Origin of the sequence: Thiothrix fructosivorans (assembly GCF_017349355.1) — a bacterium.
Classification (GTDB): Bacteria; Pseudomonadota; Gammaproteobacteria; order Thiotrichales; family Thiotrichaceae; genus Thiothrix; species Thiothrix fructosivorans.
The window spans coordinates 53,143-69,303 of the sequence record NZ_JAFMPM010000007.1 but is presented as its reverse complement, the minus strand read 5'-3'; the positions used below and the strand labels follow the sequence as shown (position 1 = coordinate 69,303).

General features: G+C 50.8%; 10 protein-coding genes. 4 read left to right on the top strand and 6 right to left on the bottom strand.

The genetic code is table 11. The annotated features are described in order from the left end of the window. Positions 1-71: 71 nt before the first annotated feature. Together J1836_RS13115 and J1836_RS13110 are read right to left on the bottom strand one after the other, a co-directional pair. Positions 72-677 (bottom strand): Aq_678 family protein, encoded by a 606-nt coding sequence (locus tag J1836_RS13115; protein WP_207251580.1) that lies wholly within the window; start codon positions 675-677, stop codon positions 72-74. A gap of 19 nt (positions 678-696) precedes the next feature. Beyond that, positions 697-3,099: a Tex family protein gene (locus J1836_RS13110; RefSeq protein WP_207251579.1), complete on the bottom strand. Its 2,403-nt coding sequence runs from the start codon at positions 3,097-3,099 to the stop codon at positions 697-699. A gap of 200 nt (positions 3,100-3,299) precedes the next feature. Between J1836_RS13110 and J1836_RS13105 the strand changes: the two genes are divergently transcribed. After that, positions 3,300-3,860, top strand: a complete 561-nt coding sequence (locus tag J1836_RS13105; RefSeq protein WP_207251578.1) for a DUF1877 family protein — start codon at positions 3,300-3,302, stop codon at positions 3,858-3,860. Between the two features lie 47 nt (positions 3,861-3,907). Here J1836_RS13105 and J1836_RS13100 read toward each other — a convergent pair whose 3' ends face one another. Together J1836_RS13100 and J1836_RS13095 are read right to left on the bottom strand one after the other, a co-directional pair. Then, on the bottom strand, positions 3,908-7,126 hold the full coding sequence (locus J1836_RS13100) for an efflux RND transporter permease subunit (protein ID WP_207251577.1): 3,219 nt from the start codon (positions 7,124-7,126) through the stop codon (positions 3,908-3,910). Beyond that, complete coding sequence (locus tag J1836_RS13095) at positions 7,119-8,219, bottom strand: efflux RND transporter periplasmic adaptor subunit (RefSeq protein ID WP_207251576.1); 1,101 nt, start codon at positions 8,217-8,219, stop codon at positions 7,119-7,121. Before J1836_RS13095 ends, J1836_RS13100 begins: the two co-directional genes overlap by 8 nt. A gap of 99 nt (positions 8,220-8,318) precedes the next feature. Here J1836_RS13095 and J1836_RS13090 point away from each other — a divergent pair, with 99 nt between their 5' ends. From J1836_RS13090 to J1836_RS13080, 3 genes are all read left to right on the top strand, one after another. Next, positions 8,319-8,954 (top strand): DUF4124 domain-containing protein, encoded by a 636-nt coding sequence (locus J1836_RS13090; protein WP_207251575.1) that lies wholly within the window; start codon positions 8,319-8,321, stop codon positions 8,952-8,954. Positions 8,955-9,222: 268 nt separating this feature from the next. After that, on the top strand, positions 9,223-12,594 hold the full coding sequence (locus J1836_RS13085; protein WP_207251574.1) for a chemotaxis protein CheB: 3,372 nt from the start codon (positions 9,223-9,225) through the stop codon (positions 12,592-12,594). Further along, positions 12,591-13,208, top strand: a complete 618-nt coding sequence (locus tag J1836_RS13080; RefSeq protein WP_207251573.1) for a response regulator transcription factor — start codon at positions 12,591-12,593, stop codon at positions 13,206-13,208. The genes J1836_RS13085 and J1836_RS13080 overlap by 4 nt, the downstream gene beginning before the upstream one ends. Here the strand turns inward: J1836_RS13080 and J1836_RS13075 are convergent. Then, on the bottom strand, positions 13,198-15,855 hold the full coding sequence (locus J1836_RS13075) for a nitrate reductase (RefSeq protein ID WP_207251572.1): 2,658 nt from the start codon (positions 15,853-15,855) through the stop codon (positions 13,198-13,200). The two genes, J1836_RS13080 and J1836_RS13075, sit on opposite strands and share 11 nt — an antisense overlap. Further along, positions 15,852-16,160, bottom strand: coding sequence for a nitrite reductase small subunit NirD (gene nirD / locus J1836_RS13070; protein WP_207251571.1), 309 nt, complete (start codon positions 16,158-16,160; stop codon positions 15,852-15,854). The genes J1836_RS13075 and nirD overlap by 4 nt, the downstream gene beginning before the upstream one ends. Between the last annotated feature and the right edge of the window lies 1 nt (position 16,161).

Sequence of the window (16,161 nt, the reverse complement as noted above, 5' to 3'; positions counted from 1 at the left end):
AGGGGCAAAGCATACAAAGCCTGCTGGAAGATTGCCAGCAGCTTAACGGGTCAACGCGGGATTATAGCCGATTATTTGGGGCAATTCTGCGTGCAAAACTGATATGGCTTCACCGCACCGCCACAACTGGTGTAGCACTGCCGATAGTCATCATCACACTTGCATTCATTGCTACACGTTAACTGGCGAATTCTCGCCGTTTCACTGGCAAGATCAGGCTTATCTGGGGCTGAATCAGGGCGATTAGGCTCATGAAGCAATGGCATTCCGTGCAATAAACCTTGGTGCTGTAGGCAACTAGCCGATTCTTTGCCATCGCGATCACAAGTTAAGCGTTGCAAATCGTGCTGCAATTCCCGTTGGCGTAGTTCCATCGCGTAGAATCGCTGATCCGTCTCGTAACGTTCCATTTCGCGTTGCCATGCAGCTAAACGTGTCTCGTATTCTGCCATTTTGGCGGGAAGTTCTATTTGTGCTTGCTGGGCGGCTTTGGCGCTACATTGACCAAATTGCTGGTTACATTGCAAATTACAAGCGCGGGTTTGAGTATCACAGCGGTTGAGGCAACTCAAACCGCTGGTACTGGCAGGTGGCGAAAAAGCGTAGCGGGTTTCGTATTGCGGCGCACAGCCCATCAATAACCAGCACCCTAAGAAAAACAGCCACACTTTGTTCATTGCCACTACTCCCGTTTGATTATTTCCGCATCTTTGCCAGCGCCGCCGCCAATGCGTCACCCATCGCTGAGTTTGCCGCAGGCAACGCTTCTTTGACAGGTTTTTTCACATTCGGTTTATGCGTATCAGACCTACGGTCGTGTTCTTGTCTGGTGGACGATTGCGGGCGACGTTCTTCACGCTGTCCAAACTTTTGCTGGTGTTTTTGCACCGCACTTTGTTCAGGGCGATCAGGGCGTGGCGCAGGCTCTTTGGCTTCTGTCGGCTCTAAGCGCATGGTTAAGGCGATGCGCTTGCGCTGCACGTCTACTTCTTCCACACGCACTTTGACCACATCGCCGGTGCGAACCACTTCACGCGGGTCTTTAATGAATTTGTTGGTCAATTGTGAAATGTGTACCAAGCCATCCTGATGCACACCAATATCCACGAACGCCCCAAAGTTTGCCACGTTAGTGACGACACCTTCAAGAATCATCCCCACTTGCAAGTCTTTGAGTTCATTGACACCTTCGCGGAAAGTAGCGGTCACGAATTCAGGACGCGGGTCACGACCGGGCTTTTCCAATTCCGTTAAAATATCGCGGATAGTGGGTAAACCGAATTGTACTGTAACGTAATCGCTCGGCTTTAACGTATGCACAAATTCGCTATTGCCAACCAACTCTTGCAACGGCTGCCGGTTCACGGCAGCAATTTGTTCCACCAAGGTATAGGCTTCTGGATGCACCGCAGACGCATCCAACGGGTATTCGCCATCACGAATACGCAAGAAACCCGCCGCTTGTTCAAATGTTTTTGCACCAAGGCGCGAGACTTTCTTCAACTGATTGCGGTTGCGGAATGCGCCGTTATCATTACGGAATTCGACGATGTTTTCGGCAATGCCACTGTTCAGACCAGAGACGCGTGCTAATAATGCTGCCGAAGCCATATTCACATCCACGCCGACCGCGTTTACGCAATCTTCGACCACTGCATCGAGCGAACGCGCCAATTCAGGTTGATTCAAATCGTGCTGATATTGACCCACGCCGATGGATTTAGGGTCGATTTTCACCAATTCTGCCAACGGATCTTGCAAACGCCGTGCAATCGACACCGCACCACGGATAGACACATCCAACGTCGGGAATTCTTTCGCTGCCAATTCAGACGCGGAATACACGGATGCGCCCGCTTCAGATACCACGACTTTGGACAATTTCAACTCAGGGTGACGGCTAATCAGATCACCCGCCAATTGATCGGTTTCCCGCGACGCGGTGCCATTACCAATGCTGATTAATTCAACTTTATGTTGCGCACACATATCCGCTAAGGTAGCAATGGATTGATCCCACTGCTTTTTGGGTACGTGTGGGTAAATCGTCGCAAAGTCCAACAACTTGCCCGTCGCATCCACTACTGCGACTTTCACCCCCGTGCGCAAACCGGGATCAAGCCCTAGCGTCGTCCGTGCTCCCGCTGGTGCTGCTAGCAACAAATCTTTCAGATTCGCCGCAAACACGCGAATCGCTTCCGCTTCCGCTTGTTCACGCAAACGCAAATTCAAATCAGTACTCAAACGGCTGTGCATTTTCACTTTCCACGTCCAACGCACCGTATCCAGCAACCAACGGTCGGCTGCCCTGCCCTGATCCCTGATATGGAATGCCGCCGCAATCTTTTCTTCACACGGATGACTGACACCTTCCTCCACCGTCACATCTAGTTTCAGATCAAGAATACCTTCATTGCGCCCCCGAAACAGTGCCAATGCACGGTGCGACGGTATCTTGTTCAAGGCTTCGCTATACGAGAAGTAATCAGCAAACTTCTGTCCTTCGACTTCCTTACCTTCGATCACATGGGAGGTAAAACCACCCTGCTCCCACAAATATTCACGCAAGTTGCCGCTCAATTCAGGGTTTTCTGCAAAATACTCCATCAGAATTTGGCGAGCGCCATCCAACACCGCTTTGGTGTCCGTAAACTCCAAGGCAGGGTTGAGGTATTTCACCGCTTCCACCTCTGGATCAAGTTGCGGATTGGCTAGCAAAGTATCGGCTAAGGGTTGAATGCCTGCTTCACGCGCAATCATTGCCTTGGTGCGCCGCTTAGGCTTATACGGCAGGTAAATGTCTTCGAGTTCGGTGCGGGTTTGCGCTTGCAAGACTTGTTGTTCGAGATCAGCGCTGAGCTTGCCTTGCTCACGAATTGAGTTGAGGACAGTTTCGCGGCGCTTTTCCAATTCACGCAAACTGCCCAAACGGGTTTCTAAGTAACGCAGTTGAGTATCGTCTAAACCGCCGGTTTTTTCTTTGCGGTAACGGGAGATAAATGGCACGGTAGAACCTTCGTCTAGCAAGGCAACAGCAGTAGCCACTTGCTGTTCTTGAACCGCCAATTCGGTGGCGATGCGTGAAAGAATACTTTGCATACAATACTCGTTGTTGTGATCAATGCCGCACATCATAGCAAAGTCACGCAAAGCCTCAAAACAATGCGAATTTATGCACCAAGGTGATGACTATCACAGCACAAGTACGGTATCGCGGGGATAATCCGCTCATTAAGTAATCAAACAACTAAGTTTCTCTATTTTTGGCTCTGCCAAATTTCAAAAGGGGTCTATTTATCATGGGTGTACATTTACATCTTGCAGCAACGTCTGATCTAAACATCAGTCGTTTAATGGCAAATCCAAAGTTGATTTGGACAGTCGTATTCGCGGATCAATTGGATGTGGGACGTTTTCCGCCGTCACGCCGAGCGCTAGAGCCTGAAACCGTGCAACTGCGCGAAAATTTAGGCGAATACTGGCATGGCATCCATTACCTCATGTGCGGTCAAGTCTGGAGTGGCGAGCTTCCTGATGCGTTCCTGATTGATGGCGGCAGTTACGTGGGTGATGTTGATGTGGGCTATGGCCCCGCACGCGCCTTCGATTCCTGCGAAGTCAAACGCATTACCCAAACATTGGTACGCAAAAATCCGGCGGATTTAGCCAAAAACTTCGATATTAACCAAATGTTAGACGACGACATCTACCCGCAAATTTGGGATAGCCAAGTGAATGTATTGGATGCGTGTTTAAATCGTTTCACTGCGATGCAACACTTTATGCGCCATGTGGCTGAAAATGATCTCGGTTTGACACTGTATTTGAGCCGGACGGCAGAAACCATCGAGCATTTATAATGGGTAAACAGCGTAGGGGCGAAGCATTATTCGCCCCCACTACCTGTTTATTTCACAATCGTTGCCAAGCGATTCCGCGCATACATGTAGTACATGATCGGAATCAGCACCAGCGTCAGCACGGTTGACACCAAAATCCCGAAGATCAGCGAAACCGCTAATCCACCGAAAATGGGGTCATCAATGATAAAGAACGCCCCCACCATTGCTGCCAATGCCGTGAGCGCAATCGGTTTGGCACGTACTGCACTGGAATTAATCACCGCGTCTGTCAACGCCATCCCACCGCGCACTTGCTCATTGATAAAATCAACCAGTAGGATGGAATTTCGCACAATAATCCCCGCCAACGCAATCATCCCAATCATCGACGTAGCGGTGAACTGCATTCCTAACAAGGCATGACCCGGCATAACGCCAATAATGGTTAGTGGAATCGGCGACATAATCACCAATGGCACCATGTACGAGCGGAATTGCGCCACGATCAATAAGAAGATCAGAATCATCCCCACCCCATAGGCAATGCCCATATCACGAAAGGTTTCATACGTCACTTGCCATTCCCCGTCCCACTTCATCCCATACAAATACGGATCATCGGGCTGCGCCACGAAGAACTGGTTAATCGGATTATCGTAGACGGACAGTTGTTGAATACCGGAAAAAATATCAAACATGCCGTATAATGGGCTATCGGTCGCCCCCGCCATATCGCCTGTCACATAAACTACCGGCAACAAGTCTTTGTGGTAGATGGAATTTTCACGCTTCGCTTCTTGCACCGTGACTAATTCCGACATTGGCACTAATTCACCCGCTTGGCTACGCACTCGCAACGCTAACACCGAGTCCATCTTGTCTTTGAGTGCCACAGGGAATTCCACCCGAATCGGCACAGCGTACTTGATGCCCTTACCATGCAGGAACACCACATCTTCCCCGCGCAATACCGTATCAATGCTTGAGGCAATAGCATCTTGCGACACCCCCAACAACGCAGCCTTGCGGCGATCCACTTGCACCACCAAACGCTTTTGCGGGTATTCCACGCTATCGTCAATATCGACAATATCCGACGTTTTCTCAAATTCGCCCCGAATTTGTTTAGCAACCGCAATCTGCCCCGCATAATCCAAGCCATATACTTCCGCCACAATCGGTGACATCACCGGTGGCCCTGGTGGTACTTCAACGACTTTCACATTGGCATTGTACTTTTTCGCAATCTCTTGCAACGGTGGGCGCACCGCTAACGCAATGGCATGGCTTTGGCGTTCACGTCCGTGCGCATCGGTAAGGTTTACTTGAATATCACCAACATTCGCGCCTTCACGCAGGTAATACTGCCGCACCAACCCGTTAAAGTTGATCGGGGCAGCCGTTCCCGCGTAAATCTGGTAATCGGTGACTTCATCCACCTTACCCAGATACGCCGACATTTCATTGAGCACTCGCGAGGTTTGCTCTAACGACGTTCCTTCCGGCATATCCAAAATCACCTGAAACTCCGATTTGTTATCAAACGGCAGCATCTTCAACACCACCAATTTGACCACGGCTAACGATGCCGACAATACAATCAGCAAGGTAATCACCGCAAACAAACCCACGCGCCGTTTCCCGCCTTTCTTCTCATCCAAAAACGGCGACATAATACGGCTGAAAAAGCCATACAGCTTGTTTTCACCCTCATGGTGATGGCTGAAATCCACATTTGCCAACATTTTCCCTGTCATCCACGGTGTCACCACGTAAGCAACCGCCAAGGAAACCAACATCCCCATGCTTGCATTGATCGGGATAGGCGACATATACGGCCCCATCAAACCCGACACAAACGCCATCGGCAACAGCGCCGCAATCACCGTAAAGGTTGCCAAAATCGTAGGGCCACCGACTTCATCCACCGCCAACGGAATCACCTCCAGCAATTTCTTGCCACCCTTCTGCATGTGACGGTGAATGTTTTCCACTACCACAATCGCGTCATCGACCAGAATCCCGATAGAGAAAATCAGTGCAAACAACGAGACGCGATTCAAGGTAAACCCATACGCCCACGACGCAAACAGCGTTACCGCTAAGGTAATCACCACCGCCGCACCCACAATCAACGCCTCCCGCCAACCCAGCGCAAACCAAATCAATAACGCCACCGCAATAGTTTCAATGATCAATTTGTGGATTAACTTCTCGGATTTCGCCTGTGCCGTTTCGCCGTAGTTACGCGTTACCGTGACATTCACGCCTTCTGGCACAAACGTACCGCGCAATTTCTCGAAACGGTCAATTACGTTATTGGCAATATCCACCGCATTCGTACCCGGTTGTTTTGCCACCGCAATCGTCACCGCAGGCGAATGAATGCCAGTCGTTAGCCCCTTGTGCGACGCTGCCACACCTGTACCAAAGCTGACATAGGCTTGTGGTGAATCCGAAGTCCGCTTGACTTCCGCCACATCGTTAAGGAACACCGGTTTACCGTCGAATACGCCGACCATCAACTCGCCCACTTCAGAGGCATCCATCAGGAATGTCCCTGCCTGCACTTGGATCTCTTCGTTGTTATTGACGAGCGATACCGCATCCCGTGCTGAATTGCTGGCCTGCAAGGCATTACGTAAATCGGCTAAGGAAATGCTGTGACCTGCGAGTTTTTCCGCATCCAACAAAACATGTACAACCTGTTGTGGCCCGCCAATGGTGTAAATATCACGCGAACCGGAGACGCGTTTCAATTCCGATTCAATCGCATGAGCCACTTGATTCAGCTCATACGCACCACGCGTCTCATCCTCTGTCCACAAAGTCAGCGCCACAATCGGCACATCATCAATACCTTTCGGCTTAATCAGCGGTGTCCCGACACCCAGATTACGCGGCAACCAATCTTGATTCGACGCAACCTTATTGTACAAACGCACCAATGCCGCCGTATTGTCTTCGCCAACCTTGTATTGCACGGTAACAACCGACATACCGGGCAAGGAGGTGGAATAAATGTGTTCTAATCCTTCAATTTCGGAAAGTACCTGTTCCGCAGGCGTACTCACCAAACTTTCCACTTGTTCTGCACTCGCCCCCGGAAACGGGATAAACACATTGGCAAAGGTCACGTTGATCTGAGGGTCTTCTTCACGGGGTGTCACCATTACCGCAAACAAGCCCAGCAGCAAACCAACCATTGCCAGCAATGGCGTGATTTCCGTGATCAGGAATTTTTTTGCAATCCCGCCAGAAACGCCTAACGTTGGCTCACTCATGTTTTGCCTCCGTGCTTTCCATACTGTGCTGCTTCAAGAAAATAGCCGCTTGCACCGGATCGACCGCAATCGTTTCACCTGCATCCACCCCCGCAAGTACGCTAATCGTCTTATCATCCAGCTTCTTGCCCAAACGGATTTGGCGTAATGCCGGTTTGCCTTCCGCATTGATAACGTAAACGCCAATGACTTCACTACGCACCACCACCGCACTTTCCGGCACACTCACGACACCCGTTTGCTGACCAATGACAAACGCCACCTTCACAAACATACCGGGGAAGAGGTCTTGCGCCCCTTCTGCCAACTCAATACGTACTTTGAACGCATTGGTTTTGGGATCGGCGTAGGGGAAAAATGTCAGCGATTTGACCGCCAGTGATTTGTTAGAACCGTCTTGAAATACAAACGCTTTCTTTTCCTGACGCACTTTACCGATCAAACGTTGTGGCACTTCAACCACTACGCGCAGTTGATCCAATGAAATGCCCGTCATGACAGGCGTACCGGGGTTGACCGCTTCGCCTAATTCGACGTGCCGCTTGGTGACGATACCGCCATAGGGCGCAATCAAGGTGGTATACCCCAATTGTTCACCCGCTTGCGTCACTTGTGCTTTTGCCGCCGCTAAACGCGCCTCGGCGGCTTTCAAGCCCGCTTGTGCTGCGTCATAGTCCGCCTTAGGCACAAGACGTTTGGCGTAAATCTCGCTAATCCGTTGGAAATCGGTTTGCGCTTCGGCATAACGGGCTTGCGCTTCATCCAACGAGGCTTGGGCTTGCGCTACCCCGGCTTGCTGATTTTTGGATTTAATTCGTGCGATAACCTTACCCGGCTCAACGTAATCATCCACATCGTAAAACAGCTTCTCGATGACACCACTGGTTTGGGCAGAAATGGTGCTTTCATTAATCGCTTCCACATGACCATCCAAATATTGTAATTCCGGCGTACCGACTGCACCGACCTTGACGGTGGGCAACGCCGCTTTCACTACGTTATCTGTCGTCACAGCGGGAGCTTGTTCTGCTTTACCGCAAGCCGACAACGCCGACAATCCGACGATCAGTACCCACTTTGGTAACATTTTCATGGCATACTTACCTTAAAAAAACTAAACGTTACTGTATCCTAGCAGAGAATATTAGATAACACTAATATGTAGTAAAACGATAACATCACAAGGTGATCCATGAAAAAAGCAATCTTTATGCCAGTTGTATTGCTGGTTAGCGTATTTTTTACACTAAACGCATCCGCTGAAATGTACAAATGGACAGATAAACGCGGCGAAGTTCACTACACCCAAACGCCACCGCCGCCGGATGCCAAAGGCAAAGACATTGAAGAGGACATTCGGCTCTCAACAGGAAAATTAGGCAATAACATTCCTGCGCAAGCCGATAAGAACGCCACCAAAGACGACAAGGAAAAAGCCCGCGAAGCCGGTGAAAAAAGTGATAAGAAGCACCGCGATTTCTGTGCGCAACAAGAAGCCGCCCTCAAACAGATGACCGAGAATGCCTTGATTAAATGGAAAGACGAAAAAGGTGAACGCTTCTTAACGGCTGAAGAAAAAACGGGCAAGATGAAGGATATGCAGAACAATATTGATAGCATGTGCAAGCCTGAAATGTTCAACAAAACAGCCGACAAACCCACTAGCCAAACCGAAAAAACGCTCGATGCCCGCTTGAATCAAGCAACCGACACATCAGCCATCAGTAAAAGCAATGCCTCGACTCAAGGCAATAACCCAGCGGCTAACCCACAAGGTAATACCACTACTTCCCCCAGTGCTGCGGCGATGCTTCCTGCTGCCGATTAATCGCTTGACTTAAATCAAGAAAAAGTGGCGTAACCTAGTGAAAACCCTTAGGAAACCACTTATTACCCCACAGCACTTCGCATTGGCTTATTAGCAAATACTAATTATACTACCTCTCAGTGTTTGCAGTAATCATCCCGCCTACAGGCGACGCTAGGAGAAAACGCAAATACCGATGACAGAGACTGAAGAAACCATAATAATACTGAAGGGAGTCAGAGGAATTTGACTCCCTTATTTTTTGGCATTGAAAACAGGGATGAAATCAATGACGACCGACAGCGAATCAGAACAAGTTGATCACAAGGAGGAAGAAAATCGCCTCATTATCGTGGGCATTGGCTCATCCGCAGGCGGATTAGAAGCCCTTCGTGCTTTAGTTCCAAACCTGCCGATCAATGATCGGGTCGTGTATATCCTTGCCCAACACCTAGACCCTAAGCACAGCAGCATGATGGTGCCTATCTTGGCGCGTGAAACCCATCTGCCCATTGCCGAATTGCAAGACAAGCAAGTGCTGAAAACGGGTACGTTTTACATTATTCCCCCCGCAATGGATGCTTTCTACGCCGCTGGACGCTTTCATTTGGAAAAAGCCACGGGAATTGGCCCCAAACCTTCGGTAGATCGCTTATTTGCATCACTGGCTGAAAATCATGGCAGAAATTCGGTCGGCATTATTCTATCCGGCACAGGCACAGATGGTACGCACGGTATTCGCGCCATTAAAGCGGAGGGCGGGATCACCATTGCGCAACTCGAATCCACCGCACGTTTCGACAGTATGCCGCGTTCGGCGATTGGCACAGGGCACGTCGATTTAGCTTTGCCCCCCGAAGACATTGCGCAACAAATCCACGACATGCTGGCGCAACCGGATATTTCGTTTCTGTTTGCCCACAAACTTGAGCCTAGCGAAAGCGAAATTCAGGAAATTTTGAAAATGCTGCTGGATCAAACCGGCACGGATTTTCGCGATTACAAACGCAATACTCTGCTGCGCCGCATCGAACGGCGCATGACGGTGCATAAATGCAAACAACTCAGCGAATACGCGGCATTTCTTAAACAAAAACCGGAAGAACTGTACGAATTACACAACGATATACTGATTTCCGTCACCAGTTTTTTCCGCGACACCGATGCGTATCTGGCGTTACGACGCGTGTTGGACGATGTTGTACCCCAAGGTGGGCACGAGATTCGTATATGGATTGCGGGTTGTGCCACGGGCGAAGAAGCCTATTCCATTGCCATTATGCTCGCGGAATACCTCGGCAATCGGCTGGCACGTTACAAAGTACAGATTTTCGGAACAGATTTGTACGACAGCGTGTTGACGATTGCCCGCCAAGCGCGTTATTCCAAAGCCTCGGTCGCGGGGATTGAATCGCGTATTCTCGATAAATATTTCATCCAAAAAGACGGTGAATACCAACTCACCCAAACGATTCGCAATATGGTGCTGTTTGCACGGCATGATTTGGTACGTGACCCGCCTTTCTCCCATTTGAATTTAGTTTCCTGCCGCAATGTCTTGATTTACTTCAATCAGACCTTACAACGCAATGTACTGGAATCGTTCCATTACGGGCTAGAACCGGATGGTATTATGTTTCTCGGCAAATCCGAAACCATCGGCGGCAGCGACCGCTTGTTTGTGACGCTCGATCGCAAAGCACGGCTTTACCGCCGCCGCAGCGACATCAAAGGTCACTTGCCCTATTTATTACAAAATCGCTCATTACGTGAACAACGCAATGCACCCTACAACGGCGGAACACGCGAAAAACCCCGCGCCAAGTTACAAGATTCTATCGACAAATTACTGGTTAATATTTACCAACCCGCTTGTATCATGCTGGATGACCGCCAAGAAATTGTTTACGTGCGCGGCAATGTCGACCCCTTCCTCGGCTTTGGCGAAGGGCGGGCTGGCTTAGGGGTATTGGATTTGATTCGTACCGAATTGCGCCAAGATTTGCGTGGCCTGATTTACAAAGCACGCCGCACCGATGAAACCATTATGAGCCGCCGCATTCATTTCAAACTGAAGGACGAACCAGTACGCATTGTCATGCGGGCGCGTTACTTCCCAGCGGGTAAATTGACCGAAACGGATGTCAGCGTCGTCATTTTTGAAGTGTTACCCGCCAGTGACTACCTCACCAATGCTGAACAAGATGCTTTAAATGTCAGCGATTCCATGCGCATTAAAGAGCTGGAAGAAGAGTTACGCGAAGTCCGCGAAAGTTTGCAAACCACCATTGAAGAGCTGGAAACCTCTAACGAAGAATTGCAATCGACTTACGAAGAAGCGCAATCCACCAACGAAGAACTCTACACGTCCAGCGAGGAATTGCAGACCTCCAACGAAGAACTGCAATCCACCAATGAAGAATTGCGTACCGTTAACCAAGAAGTGAGCGTTAAAAGCAGTGAACTCGAAGCTGCCAATCTGCAACTTAAAAATACCAATGAACAATTGCTGCATGAAATTGAAGAGCGTAAATGGGCAGAAGCCCGTTTAGAAATTGAACGTGCCAAGCTGGATACAATTTTCCAAAGCCAGCCAAACTGGATCAATATTTGCGACTTAGACGGCACAATTCAGGAAATCAATCCGGCGGGGCTATTCATCATGGAAGCCAAACACCCCGCTCAATTGATTGGGCAGTCGCTCAAAGAATTTGTCTTCCCTGAATACCGCGCCGATGTCGATACCTGCATCACTAAAATTGCCCAAACGGGTGAATTCCATGCCCGCGAAGTCAAAGTTAGAACCTTCAAAGGCAATGTTCGCTGGCTGGAAATCCGCCCCGTGCTCATCCATCTCGACAACGATGAGCTGCGCATTATGTCGATTATTGTGGATCACACGGATAGCGTCATTGCCCAGCAATTACTCGCCGACCGCCAACAAGAATTGGCACACATTATGCGCCTCAACACCTTAGGCGAAATGGCATCCGGCATTGCGCACGAACTCAACCAACCGCTGTCAGCCATTGCCAACTACATCCGAGGGTGTGAATTGCGCATGAAAGATGACGCGTGCAGCCTCACCGACATTGGCGAAGTCATGAAGCTGGTGAGCACGCAAGTGCGCCGTGCGGGGGAAATCCTGCGTTACGCCAAAGACTTCACCCGCAAAGATCAGGACGTGGAATGGCACGAACACGACATCAACGTCATTATTGACGAAACCTTGCACCTATTGGATACCACCGAGCAATTCAAGCAAGTGCAGTTAACCAAAGAACTGCACCCACATCTGGGCATGGTTAATGTGAACAAAATTCAAATCGAGCAAGTACTGGTCAATATGATTTTGAATGCACTGGATGCGATGGAAGAATCCGCTGCCACCGCTGGTACATTACACATCCGCACCGAACGCGTGGGCGAACAAACCGTGCGGGTTGCCGTGATCGACGAAGGCACGGGCTTACCGACAGACTTTGCCAGCAAAATTTTCCGCCCGTTTTACACCAGCAAAAAAAGCGGCATGGGCATGGGGCTGCCGATCAGTAGTTCCATTATCGAAGCACACGGTGGTAAACTTGAAGCCAGTAATAACAATACTAAAGGCGCTACCTTCAGCTTCACGCTGCCCCTAAAAGGAACTTCTCATAGATGAATTATGAACCGACTGTTTTCATTGTTGACGACGACCCCGCAGTGCGCGATTCCTTACGCTGGTTACTCGAATCCATGCGTTTGAAAGTTGCTACTTTTGGGTCTGCCGAAGAATTCCTAAAGTTTTATACCATGCACATGATTGGCTGCTTGATTCTGGATGTGCGGATGCCGGGTATGAGCGGCTTGCAATTACAACAATTCTTGACCAAACAAAAACATTCTTTACCCATCTTGTTCATCACGGGGCATGGCGATATTCCAATGGCAGTGCGTGCCATGCAGGCGGGCGCGATGTATTTTCTGGAAAAGCCATTTGAAGACCAAGTGCTGTTGGATTACGTGCACGAAGCGTTGACATTGGATCATGACAACCAACAATCGCGCATTCGCCTCACCATGATCCAAGCACGGATTGCAAATTTGACCGAGCGTGAACGCGAAGTCATGGATTTGGTCATCGACAACCATTCCAACAAAGAAATTGCTACCAAACTCGGCGTAAGCATCAAAACGGTCGAATTTCACCGCAGCCACATGATGGATAAAATGCACGCCACGTCACTCATTGAATTGGTGAACATGGCGCGAGAAGCGGCAGCCTCTAACGAGTAGCGCTTACCCCCAACAACGTGCGTAATTCGGGGATGCACGAGCCGCAGTTCGTTCCTGCGTTCAAACAACGCCCGATACTTTCCACCGAATCCAGCGCTTGCTCCGCAATCGCTTTGCGAATGGTCTTTTCACCCACGTTAAAGCACGCGCACACCGTTCGCCCCTTGTCTTCACCTGCCACCGCCGGTTTACCCAGCAGCAAGCTGGTACGTTCCGCCGCAGGCAATTGCTCATGCGCAAACAAGCTCACCAGCCAATCTCGTGCTGGCAATGCGCCCCCATCTGCGCTGATAAACAGGCAACTTTCCAATTGCGCCCCCGTAAAACGTGCCGCACGGTAGGTTTGACGGGCAGTATCCAAGTATTCCGTCCAATTCACCCCGTCGGCAGGTTGACACAGCAAATCACGAGCGAACGCAGCCCAATCATCAATCGAGCTAGCACTGAAAAACTCATAACGCCAAGCGTGTTCAGTACGAATAGCCGTCCAATAATCCGTTTTTGGGGTCAGCTTTCTGCGCGAAATCAGAAAACCCTGCCACACCACCTGATACGGTTCAATCGCCACCGTCGCGTGCTTACTCTCCGGTTGCCCCGAAATCGGGTCTACCACTGCCGGAATTAAGCGCCCTACCCCCGCCGCGCCACTGAATTGTCCGCTCCAGTGTATCGGCACAAACAAACTACCGCGTTGCTGATCACGACTGGTTTTGACCTTGACCAGAATGTGCTGCATACCGTTGTGGATACGGGCAATCCCCCCTTCCTGTAAGCATTGATCACGCGCATCGCATGGATGTATTTCCACGTAAGGCTCGGCAATATGTGCCGATAAGCGCGGCGAAATCCCCGTGCGTGTCAACGTATGCCAATGGTCACGCACCCTTCCTGTATTCAGCACAAACGGCAATGCAGCGCTACGTATCGCTTGCGGTAAACGCGGCTGCACGGCGATGAATTGCGCCTTACCGGATGCCGTAAAAAACTTGCCATCCGTAAACAAACGTACCGTACCCTGCCCAGCAGCATTCAACGGCCATTGCGTCGGTAGCAAGGCATCGTATTGCGCCACCGTCACATCCTGCCACGCCCCGATATTAAAACAACGCGTCCCCGCATTATGGTAAGCAGACAACGCCGCATGTTCACGGAAAATTTCATGCGCCGCCTGATACGGAAAATGTGCTGCAAAACCCAACTTATGCGCCACAGCGGTGAGGATTTCCCAATCCTGCTTTGCCTCGCCGGGTGCAGGCAAAAATGGCGCTTGGCGTGAAATCGTGCGGTCACTATTCGTCACCGTGCCGTTACGTTCCCCCCAACCAAGGGCAGGTAAGCGAATGTGCGCCAGTTCCAACGTATCAGTGTGACTCACACAATCGGACACAATCACCAGTTCACATTGCGCTAACGCTGCCCGTACTTGCTCAGTGTCCGGCAGGCTCACCACGGGGTTTGTCCCCATGATCCACACCGCTTTTACTTTACCCGCGCCAATCGCTTGAAACAGGTCTACCGCTTTCAAGCCCGCGCCCTGTGCCATCGTGGGTGATTGCCAGAAGTCTTGCACCAACGCACGGTGTTCTGCGTTGTCGATGTCGAGGTGCGCGGCAAGCTGATTGGCAAGCCCGCCGACTTCACGCCCCCCCATTGCATTGGGTTGCCCCGTGAAGGAAAACGCCCCCGCCCCCACCTTGCCAATACGTCCCGTCAGCAGGTGGCAATTGATCAGTGCGTTGCCTTTGTCAACCCCACTGGCGGATTGGTTGATGCCTTGCGAAAACACCGTCACCACTTGCGCAGTTGTCCCGAATAGCGCATAAAAGCGTTGCACATCTTCCACCGGCAAACGGCACTGTTCCGCCACCACTTGCACGTTAGGCGTAGTGCTTTTCGCCATGTCTACCGCCTGTTCCATGCCTGCGGTGGATTGGCTGACGAAAGCGTGATCGGTATGCCCGTTTTCCGCGAGCCATGCCAGCAAGCCGTTGAACAGGATCGCATCCGTCCCCGGCGCAAGCCCCAAGTGCAAATCAGCAAGATCAGCCGTTTGGGTACGGCGCGGGTCAATGGTGATGACTTGCAGGGCCGGATTCGCTTTTTTTGCCTTGACCATGCGCTGATACAGCACGGGGTGACACCATGCGGCATTGCTGCCCACCAACACGATCAGTTGCGCCGCTTCCAAATCTGCGTAACTGCACGGCACGAGGTCTTCGCCGAAAGCCCGTTTGTACGCCGCCACTGCCGACGACATGCACAGGCGCGAATTGGTGTCGATATTGCCCGTACCGATAAAACCTTTCATCAACTTGTTAGCAACGTAATAATCTTCCGTCAGCAATTGACCGGAAACGTAGAACGCTACCGCCTCCGCGCCGTGTGCCGCAATAATCTGCTGGAAACGGCTGGCGATGGTCGATGTTGCCACATCCCACGACACGCGCTGTCCGTCGATTTCGGGGTAGAGCAAGCGTTGCGGATGGTCGAGCGTTTCCGCTAATGCCGTGCCTTTGGAACACAGCCTGCCGAAGTTGGCAGGGTGTTCCTTGTCCGGTTTAACGCTGATGTTGCCGTTGTCGTCCTGCTGTACCAGTACGCCGCAGCCTACGCCGCAGTAGGGGCAGGTGGTTTTGGTTGTTTTCATAGTTGCAAATACACCCTGCCCCCCTCCACCTTCACCGCAAACACATTGCTACACCCATGATCCGGCGCAAGCGCGTTGCCACTGCTCAAGTCGATCTTCCAGTTGTGCAGCGGGCAAGTGACGGTCGAGCCGTGCATAATCCCCTGCGACAATGGCCCACCTTTGTGCGGGCAAGCGTCGCGAATCGCGTACACCTGATCGTCTGAGCCGCGAAACACTGCAATGGCAGTGTCACGGGTTTTGATCAGGCGCGAACCGAGTACCGGAATTTTGTTTAATTCGACTACTTCTATCCATTTGTTCATT